Source organism: Ruegeria sp. BHSA191, from assembly GCF_059613325.1.
In genome coordinates this window covers 21,583-38,508 of record NZ_JBXWSH010000013.1, presented here as the reverse complement: position 1 = coordinate 38,508, position 16,926 = coordinate 21,583, and the positions used below count along the sequence as shown (strand labels likewise).

Below are 16,926 nucleotides of genomic sequence, written 5' to 3'. Positions count from 1 at the left end.
GGCGCCGCGCGCCGCCCGTCCGATCATCCGCGGCCTAGTTGCCGCCGAAGATATCCTTCAACAGATTGTCGACCGCCCGCGCGAAACTGCCCTGCTGTCTGCGGCGGGGCTGGGATTGCTGCGTGGTCTGAACCGGAGCCGCCGGCGCCAGCATCGGCAGGGGCGTGGGGGTCATGCCCTCGGTCACGCGCAGCATGGTTTCCCGCCAGATCTCGGCCGGCAGCCCGCCGCCGGTGACCCCTTTCAGGGGCGTATTGTCGTCATAGCCCATCCAGACGCCGGCCACATAATCGGCAGTGAAGCCGATGAACCACGCATCCCGCGCGGCCTGGGTCGTACCCGTTTTGCCCGCCACCTGCCATCCGGGCAGCTTGGCCCGCTGACCGGTGCCTTCGGACACCACTCGCTCCATCATCCAGATCAGCTGTTTGGCGGCCTCGTCGCGGATCACCCGTTCGCCGATCCCGGTCGTCGTCACCATCACCGGCGTGTCATCGCCCAGCAGCTTCAGCTCGGTCAGGCCATAGGGTTCCACCGCCGAGCCCCCGTTCAGGATACCCGCATAGGCGCCGGTCATCTCGATCAGCGTGCTTTCCGACGCGCCCAGCGCCAGCGCAGGACCCGCCGCCAGATCGCTTTGGATGCCGAAGCCGCTGGCCACCGTGCGCACATTGTCCAGCCCGGCCACCTCGGCCACCTTGACGGCCGGAATGTTCAGCGAGTTCTTGAGCGCATCCGCCAGCGTAACACGACCGTAGAACTTGTTGGTATAGTTCTTGGGGCACCACTGGCCGGACCCCGGGATGTCGATGCAATAGGGCTCGTCCACCACCGTGGCCAGCGGTGAGTAGCCAAGCTCCAGCGCGGTGGCATAGACGAAGGGTTTGAACGAGGACCCGGTCTGGCGCAGCGCCTGCGTCGCGCGGTTGAACGCGCCCGACACCTTGGTCTTGCGCCCGCCCACCATGGCCCGGACCGCACCATCGGCCGACATCACCACGATCGCGGCCTGCGCCTTCGACCCTTCGCTGACCTTTTCGTCGAACACCTGTTTCAGCGCCGCCTCGGCCGCCTGCTGGATCCGCTGGTCCAGCGTGGTCTTGATCACCACGTCCTCGGTGGTGTTGCGGGTAAAGAACTCGGGGCCGCTGGCCATGACCCAGTCGGCAAAATAACCGCCAGCGCGCGCGGCGGCGGCCTCGGACAGCTCGGCCGGGTTGTTGCGCGCCGCGGTCGCCTGTGACGCGGTCAGGTAACCCTGATCCTCCATCAGGCTGATCACCACCTTGGCCCGGTCCTGCGAGCGCTGCAGGTTGTTGGTGGGCGCATAGCGCGTGGGCGCCACCAACAGCCCCGCCAGCATCGCCGCCTCGGCCGCGTCGACCTCGGCCGCGGACTTGCCAAAATAGCGCTGGCTGGCCGCCTCGAACCCGCGTGCGCCGGCCCCCAGAAATGCCCGGTTCAGATAGATGGTCAGGATCTCGTCCTTGGAATACTTGACCTCCATCGCCATCGCGTAGATCGCTTCCTTAGCCTTGCGCCACAGCGACCCCTGGCGGCAATCGGCCTCATACGCCGCTTCCGACTCCCACTGGCTCGGATCATACGGGACACCCAGACACAGCAGCTTGGCCGTTTGCTGGGTGATGGTGGACCCACCATGCCCCGACAGCGGCCCGCGCCCTTCCGACAGGTTGATCCTAACCGCGCTGGCGATGCCGCGCGGGCTGATGCCGAAGTGACGATAGAACCGCTTGTCCTCGGTGGCGATGACCGCGTTCTTCAGATGGGGTGACACGGTATCGGCGGTGATGACGCCGCCGAACTGATCACCGCGCCAAGCGAAGACCTTGCCGTCGCGGTCCAGCAGGGTGACCGACCCACGCGCGCGCCCGTCCAGCAGGGCATCGACCTCGGGCAACGTGCTGTAGACGACGCCGACCGCCAGCGCAATCAACAGCGCCACCACCGCCCCCACGCGCCAGGTCAGGCCCCAGATCAGCCGTCCGATCCATCGGAGCAGCCGGCGAAAGAAACCGCCTTGCCCGCCACCCGAACGCTTGCGCCGGGTTTTGCGCGTTGTGGTCTTGCGCGCCGTCGCCTTCTTGCCCGCCGGTTTCGCCGACCGCTTGGTAGACGCGGTCTTGCGGCCTTCGGACGGATACCGTTTGTCCGCCACCAGCGGTTTTCGACGCTTGGACTCAGTCATGCTCAAACTCTGCCCGTTTTTGCTTTTGTGGCACCATACCGTGCTGTCGCGCCCATGTAGAGGTGTGAAATAGCAGCAATTCCCCTCTCACATTTGCCTGTTTTTTGATCACTTCACATATTTTGTGCAAAAAATGTGCAACTTTGACCCTCTTCCCCAGCGTCTTTTTGCCGAAATCGTTCCTTGAGCGGCCATGTCGGGCTCTTTTTCTGCAGGTGCAAAGCCGGACCCACCGGAACAGAAGAGGGGAAAGACGTGAAACTGATCATTGCGACAATCAAGCCGTTCAAGCTCGAGGAGGTGCGCGAGGCACTGACCGAGGCGGGCGTGCGCGGCATGATGGTGACTGAGATCAAGGGCTTCGGCTCGCAATCCGGTCACACCGAAATCTATCGGGGTGCCGAATACGCGGTGAACTTCGTGCCCAAGATCAAGCTGGAAATCGTGGTGCCTGCCGCGATGACAGACCAGATCGTCGAGACCATCACCAAAACCGCCAAGACCGGCAAGATCGGCGACGGCAAGATTTTTGTCCTCGATGTCGAGCAGGCCCTGCGCGTGCGGACCGGGGAACTCAACGAAGAAGCGCTCTGAGCGCCGCCACCGACAATCATTCGAGGACTGAACATGAACCTGATGAAATCACTCATCCCTGCCGCCGCGATCGTCGCGCTGCCGCAGATGGGCCTGGCGCAGGAGACCGCCGCAACCGGCGAAACCGCGCAGCATACGCAATATATCCTGACTTCGCTGCTGTTCCTGATGGGCGGCTTCCTGGTGTTCTGGATGGCCGCGGGCTTTGCCATGCTCGAGGCCGGTCTGGTGCGCTCCAAAAACGTGGCCATGCAGTTGGTCAAGAACATCGGCCTGTTTTCTTTTGCAGCCATCATGTACTGGCTGGTCGGCTTCAACCTGATGTATCCGGGCGACGGCTGGACCATCACCGGCATTCTGGGTGCCTTCTCGCCCACCTCGTTGGAACCGGTCGGCCTTGAAGGCGTCGAAACCGATCTGTCCTATGCGTCGGTCGGTTCGGACTTCTTCTTCCAGCTGATGTTCTGCGCCACCACCGCCTCGATCGTGTCGGGCACCATGGCCGAGCGGGTCAAGCTGTGGCCCTTCTTCATCTTCGTGATCGTCCTGACCGGTGTCATCTACCCGATCGAAGCCTCGTGGCAGTGGGGCGGCGGCTGGCTGTCCGAAATGGGCTTCAGCGATTTCGCAGGCTCGACCCTTGTGCATGCCGCAGGTGGCTTTGCCGCACTGGCCGGTGCGATCGTGTTGGGCCCCCGGATCGGCAAGTACAGCAAGGACGGAAAGGTCGTTCCGATCCCCGGCTCGAACCTGGCGCTTGCCACCCTGGGTACGTTCATCCTGTGGCTGGGCTGGTTCGGTTTCAATGGCGGCTCGCAGCTGGCCATGGGCACGATCGGCGACATGGCTGACATCAGCCGCATCTTCGCCAACACCAACATGGCCGCTGCCGCCGGCGCCGTCGCTGCCCTGATCCTGACCCAGGTGTTGTATGGCAAGGTCGACCTGACCATGGTTCTGAACGGCGCGCTGGCCGGGCTGGTCTCGATCACCGCGGAACCGCTGGCACCGTCGCTGTTCCAGGCACTGATCATCGGCGGCATCGGTGGCGTGATCGTAGTCTACACCGTGCCGCTGCTGGACAAGATGAAGATCGACGACGTGGTCGGCGCCATCCCGGTTCACCTGATCGCGGGCTTCTGGGGCACCTTCATCGTTGCCTGGACCAACGGCGACGCATCCTTCGTGACCCAGATCATCGGCTTTGCAGCCATCGGGATCTTTGTCTTCGTGGTGAGCTTCATCCTGTTCTCGATCCTCAAGGCCACCGTCGGCCTGCGGGTCGGCGAGGAAGAAGAGATCAACGGCCTCGACATGGGCGAGCTGGGCATGGAAGCCTATCCCGAGTTCTCGAAGGGCTGAACCCTTTTCAAACCAAACAAAAAACCCGGGCATTCGTGCCCGGGTTTCTTTTTTGAGAAATGTCTGAGCTCAGACGCCGACGTCGATGATGGCCTTGGCGAGGATCGGCACGGTGGCATCATTCAACCCGGCGATGTTCATGCGGCTGTCGCCGACCATGTAGATGCCGTGTTCGACCCGCAGCTTCTCGACCAGTTCGGGCGAGGCGCCAAGGCGCGAGAACATGCCGCGATGCTGGGCCAGGAAGCCGAACCGGTCCGATCCGCTCAGCCGCTGCAGCTCATCCGCCAGTTGGCGGCGCAGGCCCAGCATCGACAGGCGCACCTCTTCCAGTTCGGCCATCCAATCAGCGCGCAGACCCTCATCCATCAGGATCGTGGTCACCACGCGCGCGCCGTGATCCGGCGGGAACGAATAGTTCTGGCGGTTCAGAAACGCCAGCGTGCCCTGGTTCAGCGCGGTCTGGCCCGCATCGGCGCTGACAGCCATCAGCAGGCCGGTGCGCTCGCGGTAGACACCGAAATTCTTCGAGCAAGACGCCGCGATCAGGCATTCCTTGACCGAAGAAGCGACCAGCCGGGTCGCCTGCGCATCCTCGTTCAGACCGTCGCCAAAGCCCTGATAGGCGATGTCGATCATCGCCACCAAGCCGCGGTCGTTGATCAGGTTCACCACCTCTTGCCACTGCACCATGTTCAGGTTGGCGCCGGTTGGGTTGTGGCAGCAGCCATGCAACAGCACCACGTCGCCCGCCTTGGCAGTCTTGAGGTCCTCGATCATGCCGTCGAAATCGACGCCGCGGGTTTCCTCGTCGAAATAGCGGTAGGCGACGGTTTCGATGCCCAGATAGTTCAGGATCGAGATGTGATTGGGCCAGGTCGGGTTCGACACGAACACCCGGGCCGAGGGGTTAGCCATGCGGATCAGTTCGAATGCCTGACGGCAGGCACCGGTGCCGCCCGGTGTGGCCACGGCGGCAATATTGGCGCGCGGCACGCTGGTGCCCAGTATCAGCGCGATCATCGCATCGGCATAGGCCGGGTCACCGGCCAGCCCGGTATAGGCCTTGGTCTGCTGTTCTTCCCAGATGCGATGCTCGGCGGCCTTGACCGCGCGCATGACGGGCGTCACGCCCTCGGCATTCTTGTAGACGCCGACGCCCAGGTCGATCTTCTGCTCGCGCGGGTCATCGCGATACATCTGCATCAGCGCCAGGATCTTGTCGGCTGGCTGCGGCTTGAGGTTCTCGAACATCAGGAGTCTCCGGTTGCGACGGGCAGGGTCGGGAAGGCGCCCCATTCGGCCCAGCTGCCGTCATAAAGTGCATGGTCTTTCTTGCCCATGCGCTCGAGCGCAAGGCTGAGGATCGCGGCGGTCACGCCCGACCCGCAGGTGGTGATCGCAGGTTTCGACAGATCGACGCCTGCGGCTTCGAACACCGCGCGGCAGTCCTCGGGCGATTTCATGGTGCCATCGGGGTTCAGCAACTGTCCGAAGGGCACGTTGCGCGAGCCGGGGATGTGCCCTGCCCGCAAACCTTCGCGCGGTTCGGGCTGGGTTCCGGCGAAACGGTCGGCCGCGCGGGCGTCGATGATTTCGTGATCGGCCAGCTTGGCGGCGGCCGATACCTGGGTCACGTCGCGGACCAGGTGGTTCTGCACACGCACGGTCATGTGGCGGTCACGGATGACGGGGGGCAGATCCTCGATCTCGCGCCCTTCGGCGACCCATTTGGGCAGGCCACCGTCCAGAACCGCGATGTTCTCTTGCCCCATCAGGCGGAACAGCCACCAGACCCGCGCCGCCGAAAACAGGCCCGCGCCGTCATAGACCACAACCTGATGGCCGTCGCCCACGCCCATGGCCCGCAGGCGCGACATGAATTTCTCGACCGGAGGGGCCATGTGCGGCAGGTCCGAGCGGTGGTCCGAAATCTCGTCGATGTCGAAGAACCGTGCGCCGGGAATATGTCCGGCCTCGTACTCGGCCCGGGCGTCGCGCCCTTGCTGCGGCAGGTACCACGAGGCGTCGAGGATCCGCAGATCCGGGTCCTTTAGGTGGGCGGCCAGCCATTCGGTGGAAACAAGGGTTTTTGGATCGTCCAGCATCAAAGCCTCCCCTATACGCGCAAGGATTTCCCTATACGTGCAAGGGTGCGGGTTCAAGGCTGGATCGGGTCCCTGCGGCCCTATCGCACCCGTCGCAGGCGGAAATGCTGGATGATGCCGATCACGCTGATGGCGATCCAGAAGCTTTCGATCAGCATCGAGGCCAGGTTGAAGTTCTGCAGCAGCGAATAGACGATCAAAACCGACCCTACCAGGTTGACCACCGGAAAGGCCAGATCGTCGGAATTCATCATCCGCATCTGGGTGGCGAAATAGGCCGCAACCACGATCAGCGCCCCGAAGGACCCGATGCCATCGGCCAGCGTCAGGCCGTTCAGGAATTCCGTCATCGGGTCATCTCCTTCCGCCGTATCAACCGGCCGCAGCGGTCGCGGGCCGGTGTCCGTAGTGATGCATGTTCAAGAAGGCCGCGCCCTCGGGCCCGGCGCGATAGCCATGCGGCAGGTCGGCCGGAAAGCGCAGCCCCTGGCCCGCGCTCAGCGGCACCCATTCGCCGTTCCGCAGCACCTCGAGCGCGCCGCTCAGTACAAAGACTTCCTCGGTTACGCCGGCGGCATGGGCGGGGGATTCGTGGCATTGGTTGCGGTCCAGTTCGACGTGAAAGGTCTCGGCCCCCAGAACCGGGTCGAAGGGAAAGACGATCTTGACCTTCAGACTGCCCGGAAAGGTCACGGTGCGGAACCGGGCCGCATCCGCCGGGTCGCGCAGGGCGCTGGTGCCGATCAGCGCGCTCAGCGGCATCTGGAACCCCTTGGCGATCTTCCACAGCGTCGCGATGGTGGGGCTTGATTCTCCGCGTTCGATCTGGCCCAGCATGGCCTTGCTGACCCCGGTCAATTCGGCCGCTTTGGCGAGGCTCAGCCCCGATGCCGTCCGGACGTCTCTGAGTTTCAGGGTGATGTCGTCCGATTCCATGGCCACGTCCCGCGATTTACCTTGTGCGTTATAACGCACATGTGCTACGTGCGCTATAACGCACGCAACCCTGGTTTTGCAACCGGGCAAAAGGGAAACAGCATCATGCCAATGTACCGATCCAGAACTTCGACCCATGGCCGCAACATGGCCGGTGCCCGCGGCCTGTGGCGCGCCACCGGGATGGGAGACGACGATTTCGGCAAGCCGATCATCGCCATCGTCAACTCGTTCACGCAATTCGTGCCGGGGCACGTCCACCTCAAGGATCTGGGTCAGATGGTCGCCCGCGAGGTCGAGGCCGCCGGCGGTGTAGCCAAAGAGTTCAACACCATCGCCGTCGATGACGGCATCGCCATGGGCCATGACGGGATGCTGTATTCGCTGCCCTCGCGCGAGATCATCGCCGACAGCGTCGAATACATGGTCAACGCGCATTGCGCCGATGCGATGGTCTGCATCTCGAACTGCGACAAGATCACCCCGGGCATGCTGATGGCGGCGATGCGGCTGAACATCCCGGCCATCTTTGTCTCGGGCGGCCCGATGGAGGCCGGCAAGATCGACATTGCTGATCTGGATGTGAAGAAGATCGACCTGGTCGATGCCATGGTCGCCGCCGCCGATGACAAATACACCGACGAGCAGGTCAAACATATCGAAGAAAACGCCTGCCCCACTTGTGGGTCGTGCTCGGGCATGTTCACGGCGAATTCCATGAACTGCCTGGCCGAGGCGCTGGGTCTGGCGCTGCCGGGCAATGGCTCGACCCTGGCCACCCATGCCGACCGCAAGGAGCTGTTCCTGGAAGCCGGGCGTCGCATCGTCGAGATCACCAAGCGTCACTATGAGTTGAACGAAAAAGGCTTCCTCCCGCGCGAGATTGCGACCTTCGAGGCCTTCGAAAACGCCATGAGCCTGGACATCGCCATGGGCGGCTCGACCAACACGGTGCTGCACCTGCTGGCCATCGCGCATGAGGGCGAGGTGGATTTCACCATGTCCGACATGGACCGCCTCAGCCGCAAGGTTCCCTGCCTGTGCAAGGTCGCGCCCAACACTGAAAACGTCCACATGGAGGACGTGCACCGCGCGGGCGGCATCTTCTCGATCCTGGGTGAGCTGAGCCGCGCCGGTCTGCTGCATGACGACTGCTGTACGGTGCATTCGGCCACAATGGCCGAGGCGATCGCCAACTGGGACATCAAGGTGACCAACAACCCCAAGGCGCAGGAGTTGTTCAAGGCCGCGCCGGGCGGTGTACGCACGACACAGGCCTTCAGCCAGTCGAACCGCTACAAGGAACTGGACACAGACCGGGCAAACGGCGTGATTCGGTCCAAGGAACATGCGTTCAGCCAGGATGGCGGTCTGGCCGTTCTGTTCGGCAACATCGCGCGCGACGGCTGCATCGTGAAGACCGCAGGTGTGGATGAGAACATCCTGAAATTCACCGGCACCGCCTATGTCTGCGAAAGCCAGGACCAGGCGGTGAACGACATCCTGACCGGCAAGGTCAAGGAAGGCGACGTGGTCGTGATCCGGTATGAAGGCCCCCGCGGCGGGCCGGGCATGCAGGAGATGCTGTACCCGACCTCGTACCTGAAATCCAAGGGCCTGGGCAAAGCCTGCGCACTGCTGACCGACGGGCGGTTCTCGGGCGGCACCTCGGGCCTGTCGATCGGCCACGTCTCGCCCGAGGCGGCCGAAGGCGGCGAGATCGGTCTGGTGCAGAACGGGGACACGATCGAGATCGACATCCCCAACCGCTCGATCCACCTGGCCGTATCCGACGAGGAACTGGCCGAACGCCGCAAGGCGCAGGACGCGAAAGGCTGGGAGCCGGCCCAGCCGCGCAAACGCAAGGTGTCCACGGCGTTGAAAGCCTATGCGAAGCTGGCCACCAGCGCCGCAAAAGGCGCGGTGCGTCAGGTCTGAACGCTGACGGCCCGCGTCATGCGGGCCGGTCCGTTGCCTGAATCCAAAGGGCTCCCGCGTCTGACAGGACCCATCGGCTGCGCCGCTGCCTCCGTCAGCCTTGGGCCGGGCGCCGCGCTGTGCGCGTCGCCCAGCCCAACCAGAGGAGGTGTCTCGCCAGAGACATCGAGGATGGGTGGGAGCACCCCTGCCTATGAGATCAATCACCCAGCTTGGCGTGAATCTCATCCAGATCGATTTCACCCGTCGGCATCTTGTTGGCCGGATTTTCGAAATCGTATTTGAACAGTTCAAAATCCTGCTTGTAGATCTCGTAGACCAGATGCATCGACAGGTCGTCGAAATAGTCCTCGACCGGATGCGCGCGTTTGGGGCCGTGGCCTTCGGACTCGTTGAAGCGCGGGATTTCGGACAGAGTCACAGGGTGGGGCGTTTCGATCTGATCCAGCACGCCCTGCATGCCCTCGTTGAACTTCTCGGTCCAGAATATCCGGTCATAGCGCCCGCCATTCACGATGAAGGTCGAGACATGCCCCGACATGGCCGACCAGTGGATGTCCGGGTCCATCGGTCGGCGCCAACGGATCGTGTCGCGGGCAAACAGAAGAAACCGGCGGAAACTGGCGATCTGGTCGAATTCGCCCTTGCCGTCTTCGCCCCCGACCTCGATCCCGTAATTGTAGATCAGCGTCGGCACCAGATTGCCCCGGTACCGTTTCCCGTTGCGCTGAATGCCGCAGATCTTGTCGAAGAACGAACTGAGGATCCGCGTATAGGGGTTGCGCACGCAGGTGAAGGCGAAGGACTTGTGCCCGCGCACATTGGCCGAGATCACATCCTGGCTGTGGTCAAACGCCCATTTGTGCATCCCGTCTTTGGCGTCGTGGATATCGCCATCAAAGAACCGGCCATGATCGGAGTAATACATGATCTGCCCGATGGTCGAGCAGGCGCATTTGGGCACCACGCGATAGACCATGCTTTCGCTCTCGGTCATCCATGTGCCGGGAAGTCCCATCTGCCATGCCTCCTCTGCCAGCCGAGTCTCAGGGTGATGAGCCAGCTTTTGGCGCCAGACAAGCAAAAATATTCTGTTTATTCAATCGTTCATCCTCAGTATCACGGTCGGAACCGGGCAGTAACGGAAAACAACCACGCCAATGGCCAGAATCGCCTATGTTCTGCTGTGTCACAAAGACCCCGACGCGATCATCGCGCAGGCCCAACGCCTGACGGCGGTCGGCGACTACATCGCGATTCATTTCGACGCCAGCGCCTCGGCGGCCGATTTCAGCCGCATCCGGGACGCATTGAAAAACAGCCCCAACGTCGCCTTCGCCAAAAAACGGATCAAATGCGGCTGGGGCGAATGGTCGTTGGTGCAGGCTTCTCTGCATGCGGTGCAGGCCGCGGTCGAGGCCTTCCCCCGCGCCACCCATTTCTACATGCTGTCGGGCGACTGCATGGCGATCAAGACTGCGGAATACGCCCATCGCTTTCTGGATGAAAACGACAAGGACTTCATCGAAAGCCACGATTTCTTCGCCAGCGACTGGATCAAGACCGGCATGAAGGAAGACCGGCTGATCTATCGCCACTATTTCAACGAACGCACCCAGAGCAAACTGTTCTATGCCGCCTACGAGGTCCAGAAGCGCCTGGGGCTGACTCGCGAGATCCCGGAGGATCTCCAGATCATGATCGGCAGCCAGTGGTGGTGCCTGCGCCGCCGCACGATCGAGGCGATCCTCGCGTTTCTGCGCCAGCGCCGGGACGTGATCCGGTTCTTCGCGACGACCTGGATTCCGGACGAGACCTTCTTTCAGACCCTCGTGCGGCACCTGATCCCGCGCTCGGAGATCGAGAACCGCACACTCACGTTCCTGATGTTTTCCGACTACGGCATGCCGGTGACCTTCTACAACGATCACTACGACATGCTGCTGAGCCAGGATTACCTGTTCGCGCGCAAGATCAGCCCCGAGGCACATCAGCTGAAACAGAAGTTGGGGGCGCTCTATGCCAGCGAAGGGGTCGCGTTCCAGATCTCGAACGAGGGCCGCAACCTGCATGGTTTCCTGACGGGCCGCGGCCGTGTGGGCCGCCGTTTCGCCCCCCGCTTCTGGGAGGTCGCCAACACGATCGGCCCCGATCGCGACCTGTATCTTGTAGTGTGCAAGAAATGGCACGTGGCCAAACGGCTGATCGACCAGATCGCCTCTGAAACCAACCTGCCCTGCATCGAATACCTGTTCAACGAAGAAGCCGCCCCCCTGCCCGATCTGGGCGGGATCGAGACGACGCTGGTCAAGCGGTCACGCCATCGCCGCGCGGTGATGCGGCTGCTGTTCGATCATTTCGACACCGACAAGCTGGTCATCTGCCTGGACCCGGCCAGCCTGGACATCGTGCAGGATTTCTGTTCGGACCGTGCCCGCACCCACGTTCTGGAGGTGCAATGCACCTATTCCGACGACTACCTGGTGGGGCATGCCCACCGGGTCGGGCTGGCCGGGCAGAACTCACCCGCCGCCACGGTCCAGCGTCTGCTGCCCACGATCCGCAGCGATCTGGCCTATGAATCCGAACAATTGCGCAGCGCCGGGCTGGACCGATTCCACCGGCTGCGCGAAACCGGAGAGCCGGCGGAAAACGTCGACGCGATCTCAAAGTTTCTGGGGGTGCCTGAAGAAACCGCACGTGCCATTTTGCGGCTGGACTACCTGTTCGCCGATTGACGGCCCGGCCGCACCGGGCCGCCGGACCGGGCGGTCAGATGTCGAACTTGACGCCCTGCGCCAGGGGCAGCTCGGCCGAATAATTGATCGTGTTCGTCTGCCGCCGCATATAGCCCTTCCAGGCGTCCGAGCCGCTTTCGCGTCCGCCACCGGTTTCCTTCTCACCGCCGAACGCGCCGCCGATCTCGGCGCCCGAGGGGCCGATATTCACGTTGGCGATGCCGCAATCGGACCCGGCGGGCGACAGGAACTGCTCCGCCTCGCGCATGTTCAGCGTGAATACGCAAGACGACAGGCCCTGCGGCACGTCGTTCTGCATCTCGAGCGCCTCGTCGAAACCGTCGTAGCCCATGACATAGAGGATCGGCGCAAAGGTTTCGGTCTTCACGATCTCGGTTTGGCCCGGCATTTCGGCGATCGCGGGCTGTATGTAGACACCGCCCTCGGGCACACCGTCGGTGACGCGCTTGCCGCCGAAGACGGTGCCGCCCTCGGCCTCGGCCGCCTTCAGCGCGGCCTCCATCGCCTGCCCCGAGGCCTCATCCACCAGCGGCCCGACCAGCGTGCCTTCGGCCAGCGGATCACCGATGGGCAGACCGGCATAGGCTTTTTTCAGCCGCGCAACCAGATCGGCACGGATCGAGTTGTGCACGATCAGCCGCCGCAGCGAGGTACAGCGCTGACCCGCGGTGCCCACGGCCGAGAACACGATGGCCCGCACCGCCATTTCCAGGTCGGCCGAGGGGCCCACGATCATGGCGTTGTTACCGCCCAGTTCCAGGATGCACTTGCCGAACCGCTGCGCCACGATCGGCGCGACCGCGCGGCCCATTCGGGTCGAGCCGGTGGCCGAAATGATCGGCACCGTCTCGCTGGCCACAAGCGCCTTGCCCAGATCGGCGCCGCCGATCAGCAGTTGCAGCAGCCCGTCGGGCGCGTCGCCGAACCGAGCCACGGCCTTTTCAAAGATCTTCTGACAGGCCATCGCGGTGAGGGGCGTTTTCTCGGACGGTTTCCAGATCACCGGATCGCCGCAGACCAACGCCAGCGCCGCGTTCCACGACCAGACCGCGACCGGGAAGTTGAAGGCCGAGATCACGCCGACCGGCCCGGCCGGGTGCCACGTCTCCATCATCCGGTGGCCGGGGCGTTCGGAGGCGATGGTCAGGCCATACAGCTGCCGCGACAGGCCGACGGCGAAATCGCAGATGTCGATCATCTCCTGCACTTCGCCCAAACCTTCCGAGGTGATCTTGCCGGCCTCCCAGCTGACCAGCGCGCCCAGGTCCTCCTTGGCCGCGCGCAATTCCTCGCCCAGCAGGCGGATCAGCTCGCCCCGGCGCGGGGCGGGCACGGTGCGCCAAGCCTTGAAGGCCGCCGTGGCGCGGGCAAAGACCGCGTCCATGTCGGCAACAGGCGTTTCATGCACCCGCGCCAGCACGCGGCCGTCGATGGGCGAGCGGACCTCCAGCGTGCCGCCGGTCAGCTCGGCCGCCGTCAGGCCCAGTTTTTCGAGTGTGTGTTCTGCAGTCATGACTACGTCTTTCATGTTCAGGCCGCCTTGTTCTGGGGGGTCACTTCGCCAGCGCGGTACAGCTGGCCGAATTCGGTGTTCAGGAAATCATCCAGCCGGACCTGCTCTTGCCGGACAAAGCCTTGGGTGGGCAGTGCGCCGGTGCGCATCAGATCGACCACGCCCAGAACGCCGGCGGCGGTGGTGATCTGGATCGCACTCCAGACCTGGCCGTCGATGGTGCGGGCAAAGGATTTGTTGATCAGGGATTTCTCGCGCAGTGCCCCGTCGATCATGCCCTTGGCCGTGCAATAGACCAGAACCACGTCCTGATCGGTGCGCGGCAGCGCAGATTCAAAGATGTCCTTCAACAGGTCGCGGCGCTGGCCCAGGCCCAGATCCGTCAACAGCAGTTTCAGGATGTCGCGATGGCCGGGATAGCGGATCGAGCGATAGGACACCGCCCGGGCCTTGCCGGCCAGCGTCTCGGGCAACGTGCCCAGGCCGCCCGAGGTGTTGAAGCATTCGTATTCCACACCGTCATGGCCGATGATCTCGTAATCCTCGAGCGGCGCGGTCTTGACCCGCTCGCCATTCACGATGGCGTCGCAAGGGTTGCAGTATTCGTTGATCAGCCCGTCGGTGGACCAGGTCAGATTGTATTTCAGCGCATTTGTCGGATAGAGCGGCAGCGCGCCCACCCGCATGTGCAGGCTGTCCAGCGTGTCGAACCCGGCCGCAAGAGAGGCCCCCGCAATGCCAACGAAACCCGGTGCCAACCCGCATTGCGGCATGAAGGCGGTGCCGCTGTCGCGGGCCAGTTCGCGCACGGCGTTCGTGGCGGCGACATCCTCGGTCAGGTCGAAATAATGCGCACCCGCGGCCTTGGCTGCCTTGGCGATGGCAGGCGTCAGGAAAAACGGTGCGGCCGAGATCACCGCATCGAACCCTGCAACCCCCTGTGCCAGCCCGGCTTCGTCGCCCGCGTCGATCTGGCGGGTGGTGATGCCCTGCCTGTTCAACGCCGACAGGGCCGTCAGGTCATGATCGGCCACGGTTACAGTGTAGTTGTGCGATTTCTTCAACAGGGCGGCGATCATCTGTCCGATCTTCCCGGCCCCGACGACGCAGATGTTCCAACTCATTGCGCGCCTCCTCCTCTGCTCTGGTTCCAGTATGACCGCGCCGCCGTCCGAGCACAGCAATCGAGTTGACGAAACGGACAGCTTTTCCGTCATATTGACGGTAATTGAATCAAAATGTCAGATCGAGATCCGCAGCGCTTCGAAACCTGAAGTCAGGGGAGGAAATGCTTTGCAACCGATTGCACCATTTTTGCAATGATGCGACATTCAACAGATCCAATCGACCGCATAGAGGAGAGCAAGCAGTTGGGCGTTACGCTGAAGGAAGTTGCGGCCTTGGCCGGGGTGTCGCGGTCGGCTGTGTCGCGCACCTTCACGCCGGGCGCCTCGGTCTCGGCCAAGACCCGCGCCAAAGTGGAAAAGGCCGCCAAGGAACTGGGCTACAGCCCCAACGCGCTGGCCTCGTCGCTGACGACGGGGCGGACCAAGCTGATCGGCCTGATCTCGAACAACTTCCACAACCCGATCTTCCTTGAGGTTTTCGACCAGTTCACCCGCGCCCTGCAGGAACGCGGGCTGCGCCCCCTGATCGTGAACCTGACCGACGAGACCGAGCCCGCCAATTCTGTGCGCATGCTGCGGCAATATTCAGTGGATGCGGTAATCGTCGCCTCGTCGACCCTGCCACCCAGCTTTGCCAAGGCGTTCCACGATGCAGGGGTGCCGGTGGTGCACACCTTCGGGCGCTCGGCGACCTCGCCCGAGGTGCATGTGGTGGGCATCGACAATGTGGAATGCGGACGCATGGCCGCGCGCGAGTTGGTCGCGCGGGGCTATGCCAGCGTGGGCTACCTGGGCGGGCCAGTCGATGCGACCTCGGCGCTGGACCGGCAACGGGGCTTCATCGAGGAAATGGCCAACCATCCGCAGATTCCGGTCAGCCACTCTTTCGCCGGGGCTTATTCCTTCGAGTCCGGCCGGGCCGAGATGCTGCGCCTGCTGGCGGGTGAGCCGGCGCAGGCCTATTTCTGCGGCGACGACATCCTGTCGATCGGGGCGCTGTCGGCGCTGGCCGACCACGGGCTGAAACCCGGCACCGATATCGGGATCATCGGCCTGAACGACATGGAGATGTCGCGCTGGGAATACATCAACCTGACGACCATCCATCAGCCGATCAAGCAGATCATCACCGCGTCGGTCGATCTGGTCGAAGAGATGCTGAAGACGCCCGATCGCTACCCCGAGGCGCGGATTTTCCCCTGCCGGGTGATCGAGCGGGGCACGTTGCGGCCCCGCCCCTGATCAGCGGAACATCGGCGGGCGCGCGTCCTGCCAGGCGCCCTCCGCCCGGGCCGAGGCCACCGCTGCGTGCACCGCGGCAATCGAGCGGACGCCATCGGCGGCATCGGGCAGCCCGTCCCGCGGCTCACCCCGGATCGCGTCTGCCAAATCGCAATAGATATTGGCCACGGCCAGCGGAAAGCCCTCGGGATGGGCAATCGCCACGCGCGACAGGCGCATCGCGTCTTCATGCAGGCCGCCCTCTCCCTTTTCGATGATCTGCGTGCGTCCACCGACCGGTGTGTAGAACAGCTGGTTGGGATGTTCGGACGCCCAGCGCAACCCACCGGTTTCGCCGAAGACCTGGATATCGAACCCGTGCTGCCGCCCGATCGCCACGGACGAGGTCCACAACCGGCCCACGGTGCCGCCCTCCATCCGAAAATTGACCATGGCGTCGTCTTCCAACTGACGGCTGGGAATGGTCGAGGCCATGTCGGCCGACAGCGTCGCGACCTCGTCATCGCAGATGAAGCTGGCCATGTGCAGCGCGTGGATGCCGCAATCGGCGAATTGCCCCGACACGCCCGCCATGGCCGGATCATAGCGCCAGCGCACGCGCGGATTGTCCGCGTCGGTGGCATCCCCATGATGGCCGTGGCTGAAATTGGTGACGACCAGGCGCACCTTGCCGATCTCTCCGGCGCGGACCATGGCGCGGGCCTGTCGCACCATCGGATAGGCCGAATAGCAGTAGTTGACCGCACAGATCTTGCCCGAGGCCCGGGCCACGCGCACGATCTCCTCGCCCTCTTCCACGGTCATGGTCATCGGCTTTTCGCACAGGACGTTGAACCCGGCCTCGAGATACGCTTTAGCGATCTCGAAATGGGTCGCGTTCGGGGTGGCGATGGTCACAAGGTCGATCCGGTCGGGCCGGTCCTTTTCGCCGGCCAGCATTTCCTGCCAGTCGCCATAGGCCCGGTCGGCGGGCACACCCAGCCGCTGCGCATAGGCGCGTCCCTCTTCGGGCCGGTGGTCCAGCGCGCCGGCGGCGAATTCGAACAGGCCGTCGGCCTGTGCGCCCAGACGGTGGGCGGGCCCGATCTGGCTGCCTTCTCCGCCCCCGATCATGCCCCATTTCAACTTTGCCATGGTC

The 16,926-nt window shown here is 63.6% G+C and carries 14 protein-coding genes; 5 read left to right on the top strand and 9 right to left on the bottom strand.

Annotated features, from left to right (window positions below; translation table 11 throughout):
- Positions 1-34 precede the first annotated feature (34 nt).
- Positions 35-2,209, bottom strand: a complete 2,175-nt coding sequence (locus AC2FNS_RS13055) for a transglycosylase domain-containing protein (protein WP_496797497.1) — start codon at positions 2,207-2,209, stop codon at positions 35-37.
- A gap of 255 nt (positions 2,210-2,464) precedes the next feature.
- On the opposite strand from AC2FNS_RS13055, the gene AC2FNS_RS13050 reads away from it, so the two are divergent.
- Positions 2,465-2,803, top strand: coding sequence for a P-II family nitrogen regulator (locus tag AC2FNS_RS13050; RefSeq protein WP_093963790.1), 339 nt, complete (start codon positions 2,465-2,467; stop codon positions 2,801-2,803).
- A gap of 33 nt (positions 2,804-2,836) precedes the next feature.
- On the top strand, positions 2,837-4,165 hold the full coding sequence (locus tag AC2FNS_RS13045; RefSeq protein ID WP_496712598.1) for an ammonium transporter: 1,329 nt from the start codon (positions 2,837-2,839) through the stop codon (positions 4,163-4,165).
- A gap of 69 nt (positions 4,166-4,234) precedes the next feature.
- Here the strand turns inward: AC2FNS_RS13045 and AC2FNS_RS13040 are convergent, their stop codons facing one another.
- The 4 genes from AC2FNS_RS13040 to AC2FNS_RS13025 all read right to left on the bottom strand — a co-directional run bounded on the left by AC2FNS_RS13040 (position 4,235) and on the right by AC2FNS_RS13025 (position 7,209).
- Complete coding sequence (locus tag AC2FNS_RS13040) at positions 4,235-5,419, bottom strand: amino acid aminotransferase (protein WP_496712597.1); 1,185 nt, start codon at positions 5,417-5,419, stop codon at positions 4,235-4,237.
- On the bottom strand, positions 5,419-6,273 hold the full coding sequence (gene sseA / locus AC2FNS_RS13035; RefSeq protein ID WP_496680546.1) for a 3-mercaptopyruvate sulfurtransferase: 855 nt from the start codon (positions 6,271-6,273) through the stop codon (positions 5,419-5,421). The genes AC2FNS_RS13040 and sseA overlap by 1 nt, the downstream gene beginning before the upstream one ends.
- A gap of 80 nt (positions 6,274-6,353) precedes the next feature.
- Complete coding sequence (locus tag AC2FNS_RS13030; protein WP_496712595.1) at positions 6,354-6,623, bottom strand: CBU_0592 family membrane protein; 270 nt, start codon at positions 6,621-6,623, stop codon at positions 6,354-6,356.
- A 22-nt stretch (positions 6,624-6,645) separates the two neighbouring features.
- On the bottom strand, positions 6,646-7,209 hold the full coding sequence (locus tag AC2FNS_RS13025) for a helix-turn-helix domain-containing protein (RefSeq protein WP_496712594.1): 564 nt from the start codon (positions 7,207-7,209) through the stop codon (positions 6,646-6,648).
- Positions 7,210-7,314: 105 nt separating this feature from the next.
- Here AC2FNS_RS13025 and ilvD point away from each other — a divergent pair, with 105 nt between their 5' ends.
- On the top strand, positions 7,315-9,147 hold the full coding sequence (ilvD, locus tag AC2FNS_RS13020) for a dihydroxy-acid dehydratase (RefSeq protein ID WP_496712593.1): 1,833 nt from the start codon (positions 7,315-7,317) through the stop codon (positions 9,145-9,147).
- Between the two features lie 199 nt (positions 9,148-9,346).
- Here the strand turns inward: ilvD and AC2FNS_RS13015 are convergent, their stop codons facing one another.
- Complete coding sequence (locus AC2FNS_RS13015; RefSeq protein WP_496712591.1) at positions 9,347-10,165, bottom strand: sulfotransferase family protein; 819 nt, start codon at positions 10,163-10,165, stop codon at positions 9,347-9,349.
- A gap of 142 nt (positions 10,166-10,307) precedes the next feature.
- Between AC2FNS_RS13015 and AC2FNS_RS13010 the strand changes: the two genes are divergently transcribed.
- Positions 10,308-11,885 carry a DUF5928 domain-containing protein gene (locus tag AC2FNS_RS13010; protein ID WP_496712589.1) on the top strand — a complete coding sequence of 526 codons (1,578 nt, stop codon included), beginning with the start codon at positions 10,308-10,310 and terminating at the stop codon, positions 11,883-11,885.
- A 34-nt stretch (positions 11,886-11,919) separates the two neighbouring features.
- Here the strand turns inward: AC2FNS_RS13010 and amaB are convergent, their stop codons facing one another.
- Positions 11,920-13,419, bottom strand: a complete 1,500-nt coding sequence (amaB, locus tag AC2FNS_RS13005) for an L-piperidine-6-carboxylate dehydrogenase (protein WP_496712614.1) — start codon at positions 13,417-13,419, stop codon at positions 11,920-11,922.
- Positions 13,420-13,436: 17 nt separating this feature from the next.
- Positions 13,437-14,543, bottom strand: coding sequence for a saccharopine dehydrogenase family protein (locus AC2FNS_RS13000; protein WP_170342542.1), 1,107 nt, complete (start codon positions 14,541-14,543; stop codon positions 13,437-13,439).
- A gap of 246 nt (positions 14,544-14,789) precedes the next feature.
- On the opposite strand from AC2FNS_RS13000, the gene AC2FNS_RS12995 reads away from it, so the two are divergent.
- On the top strand, positions 14,790-15,788 hold the full coding sequence (locus tag AC2FNS_RS12995) for a LacI family DNA-binding transcriptional regulator (RefSeq protein WP_496680586.1): 999 nt from the start codon (positions 14,790-14,792) through the stop codon (positions 15,786-15,788).
- Here the strand turns inward: AC2FNS_RS12995 and AC2FNS_RS12990 are convergent, their stop codons facing one another.
- Positions 15,789-16,922: a Gfo/Idh/MocA family protein gene (locus AC2FNS_RS12990; protein WP_496712588.1), complete on the bottom strand. Its 1,134-nt coding sequence runs from the start codon at positions 16,920-16,922 to the stop codon at positions 15,789-15,791.
- Positions 16,923-16,926 lie beyond the last annotated feature (4 nt).

What these genes read in the sequence shown, in the direction of transcription:
- AC2FNS_RS13030 (WP_496712595.1), bottom strand. Translation starts at nt 6,623, where the DNA reads ATGACGGAATTCCTGAACGGCCTGACGCTGGCCGATGGCATCGGGTCC.
- AC2FNS_RS13040 (WP_496712597.1), bottom strand. Translation starts at nt 5,419, where the DNA reads ATGTTCGAGAACCTCAAGCCGCAGCCAGCCGACAAGATCCTGGCGCTG.
- amaB (WP_496712614.1), bottom strand. Translation starts at nt 13,419, where the DNA reads ATGACTGCAGAACACACACTCGAAAAACTGGGCCTGACGGCGGCCGAG.
- AC2FNS_RS13000 (WP_170342542.1), bottom strand. Translation starts at nt 14,543, where the DNA reads ATGAGTTGGAACATCTGCGTCGTCGGGGCCGGGAAGATCGGACAGATG.
- AC2FNS_RS12990 (WP_496712588.1), bottom strand. Translation starts at nt 16,922, where the DNA reads ATGGCAAAGTTGAAATGGGGCATGATCGGGGGCGGAGAAGGCAGCCAG.
- AC2FNS_RS13055 (WP_496797497.1), bottom strand. Translation starts at nt 2,209, where the DNA reads ATGACTGAGTCCAAGCGTCGAAAACCGCTGGTGGCGGACAAACGGTAT.
- ilvD (WP_496712593.1), top strand. Translation starts at nt 7,315, where the DNA reads ATGCCAATGTACCGATCCAGAACTTCGACCCATGGCCGCAACATGGCC.
- AC2FNS_RS13045 (WP_496712598.1), top strand. Translation starts at nt 2,837, where the DNA reads ATGAACCTGATGAAATCACTCATCCCTGCCGCCGCGATCGTCGCGCTG.
- AC2FNS_RS13015 (WP_496712591.1), bottom strand. Translation starts at nt 10,165, where the DNA reads ATGGGACTTCCCGGCACATGGATGACCGAGAGCGAAAGCATGGTCTAT.
- AC2FNS_RS13010 (WP_496712589.1), top strand. Translation starts at nt 10,308, where the DNA reads ATGGCCAGAATCGCCTATGTTCTGCTGTGTCACAAAGACCCCGACGCG.
- sseA (WP_496680546.1), bottom strand. Translation starts at nt 6,273, where the DNA reads ATGCTGGACGATCCAAAAACCCTTGTTTCCACCGAATGGCTGGCCGCC.
- AC2FNS_RS13025 (WP_496712594.1), bottom strand. Translation starts at nt 7,209, where the DNA reads ATGGAATCGGACGACATCACCCTGAAACTCAGAGACGTCCGGACGGCA.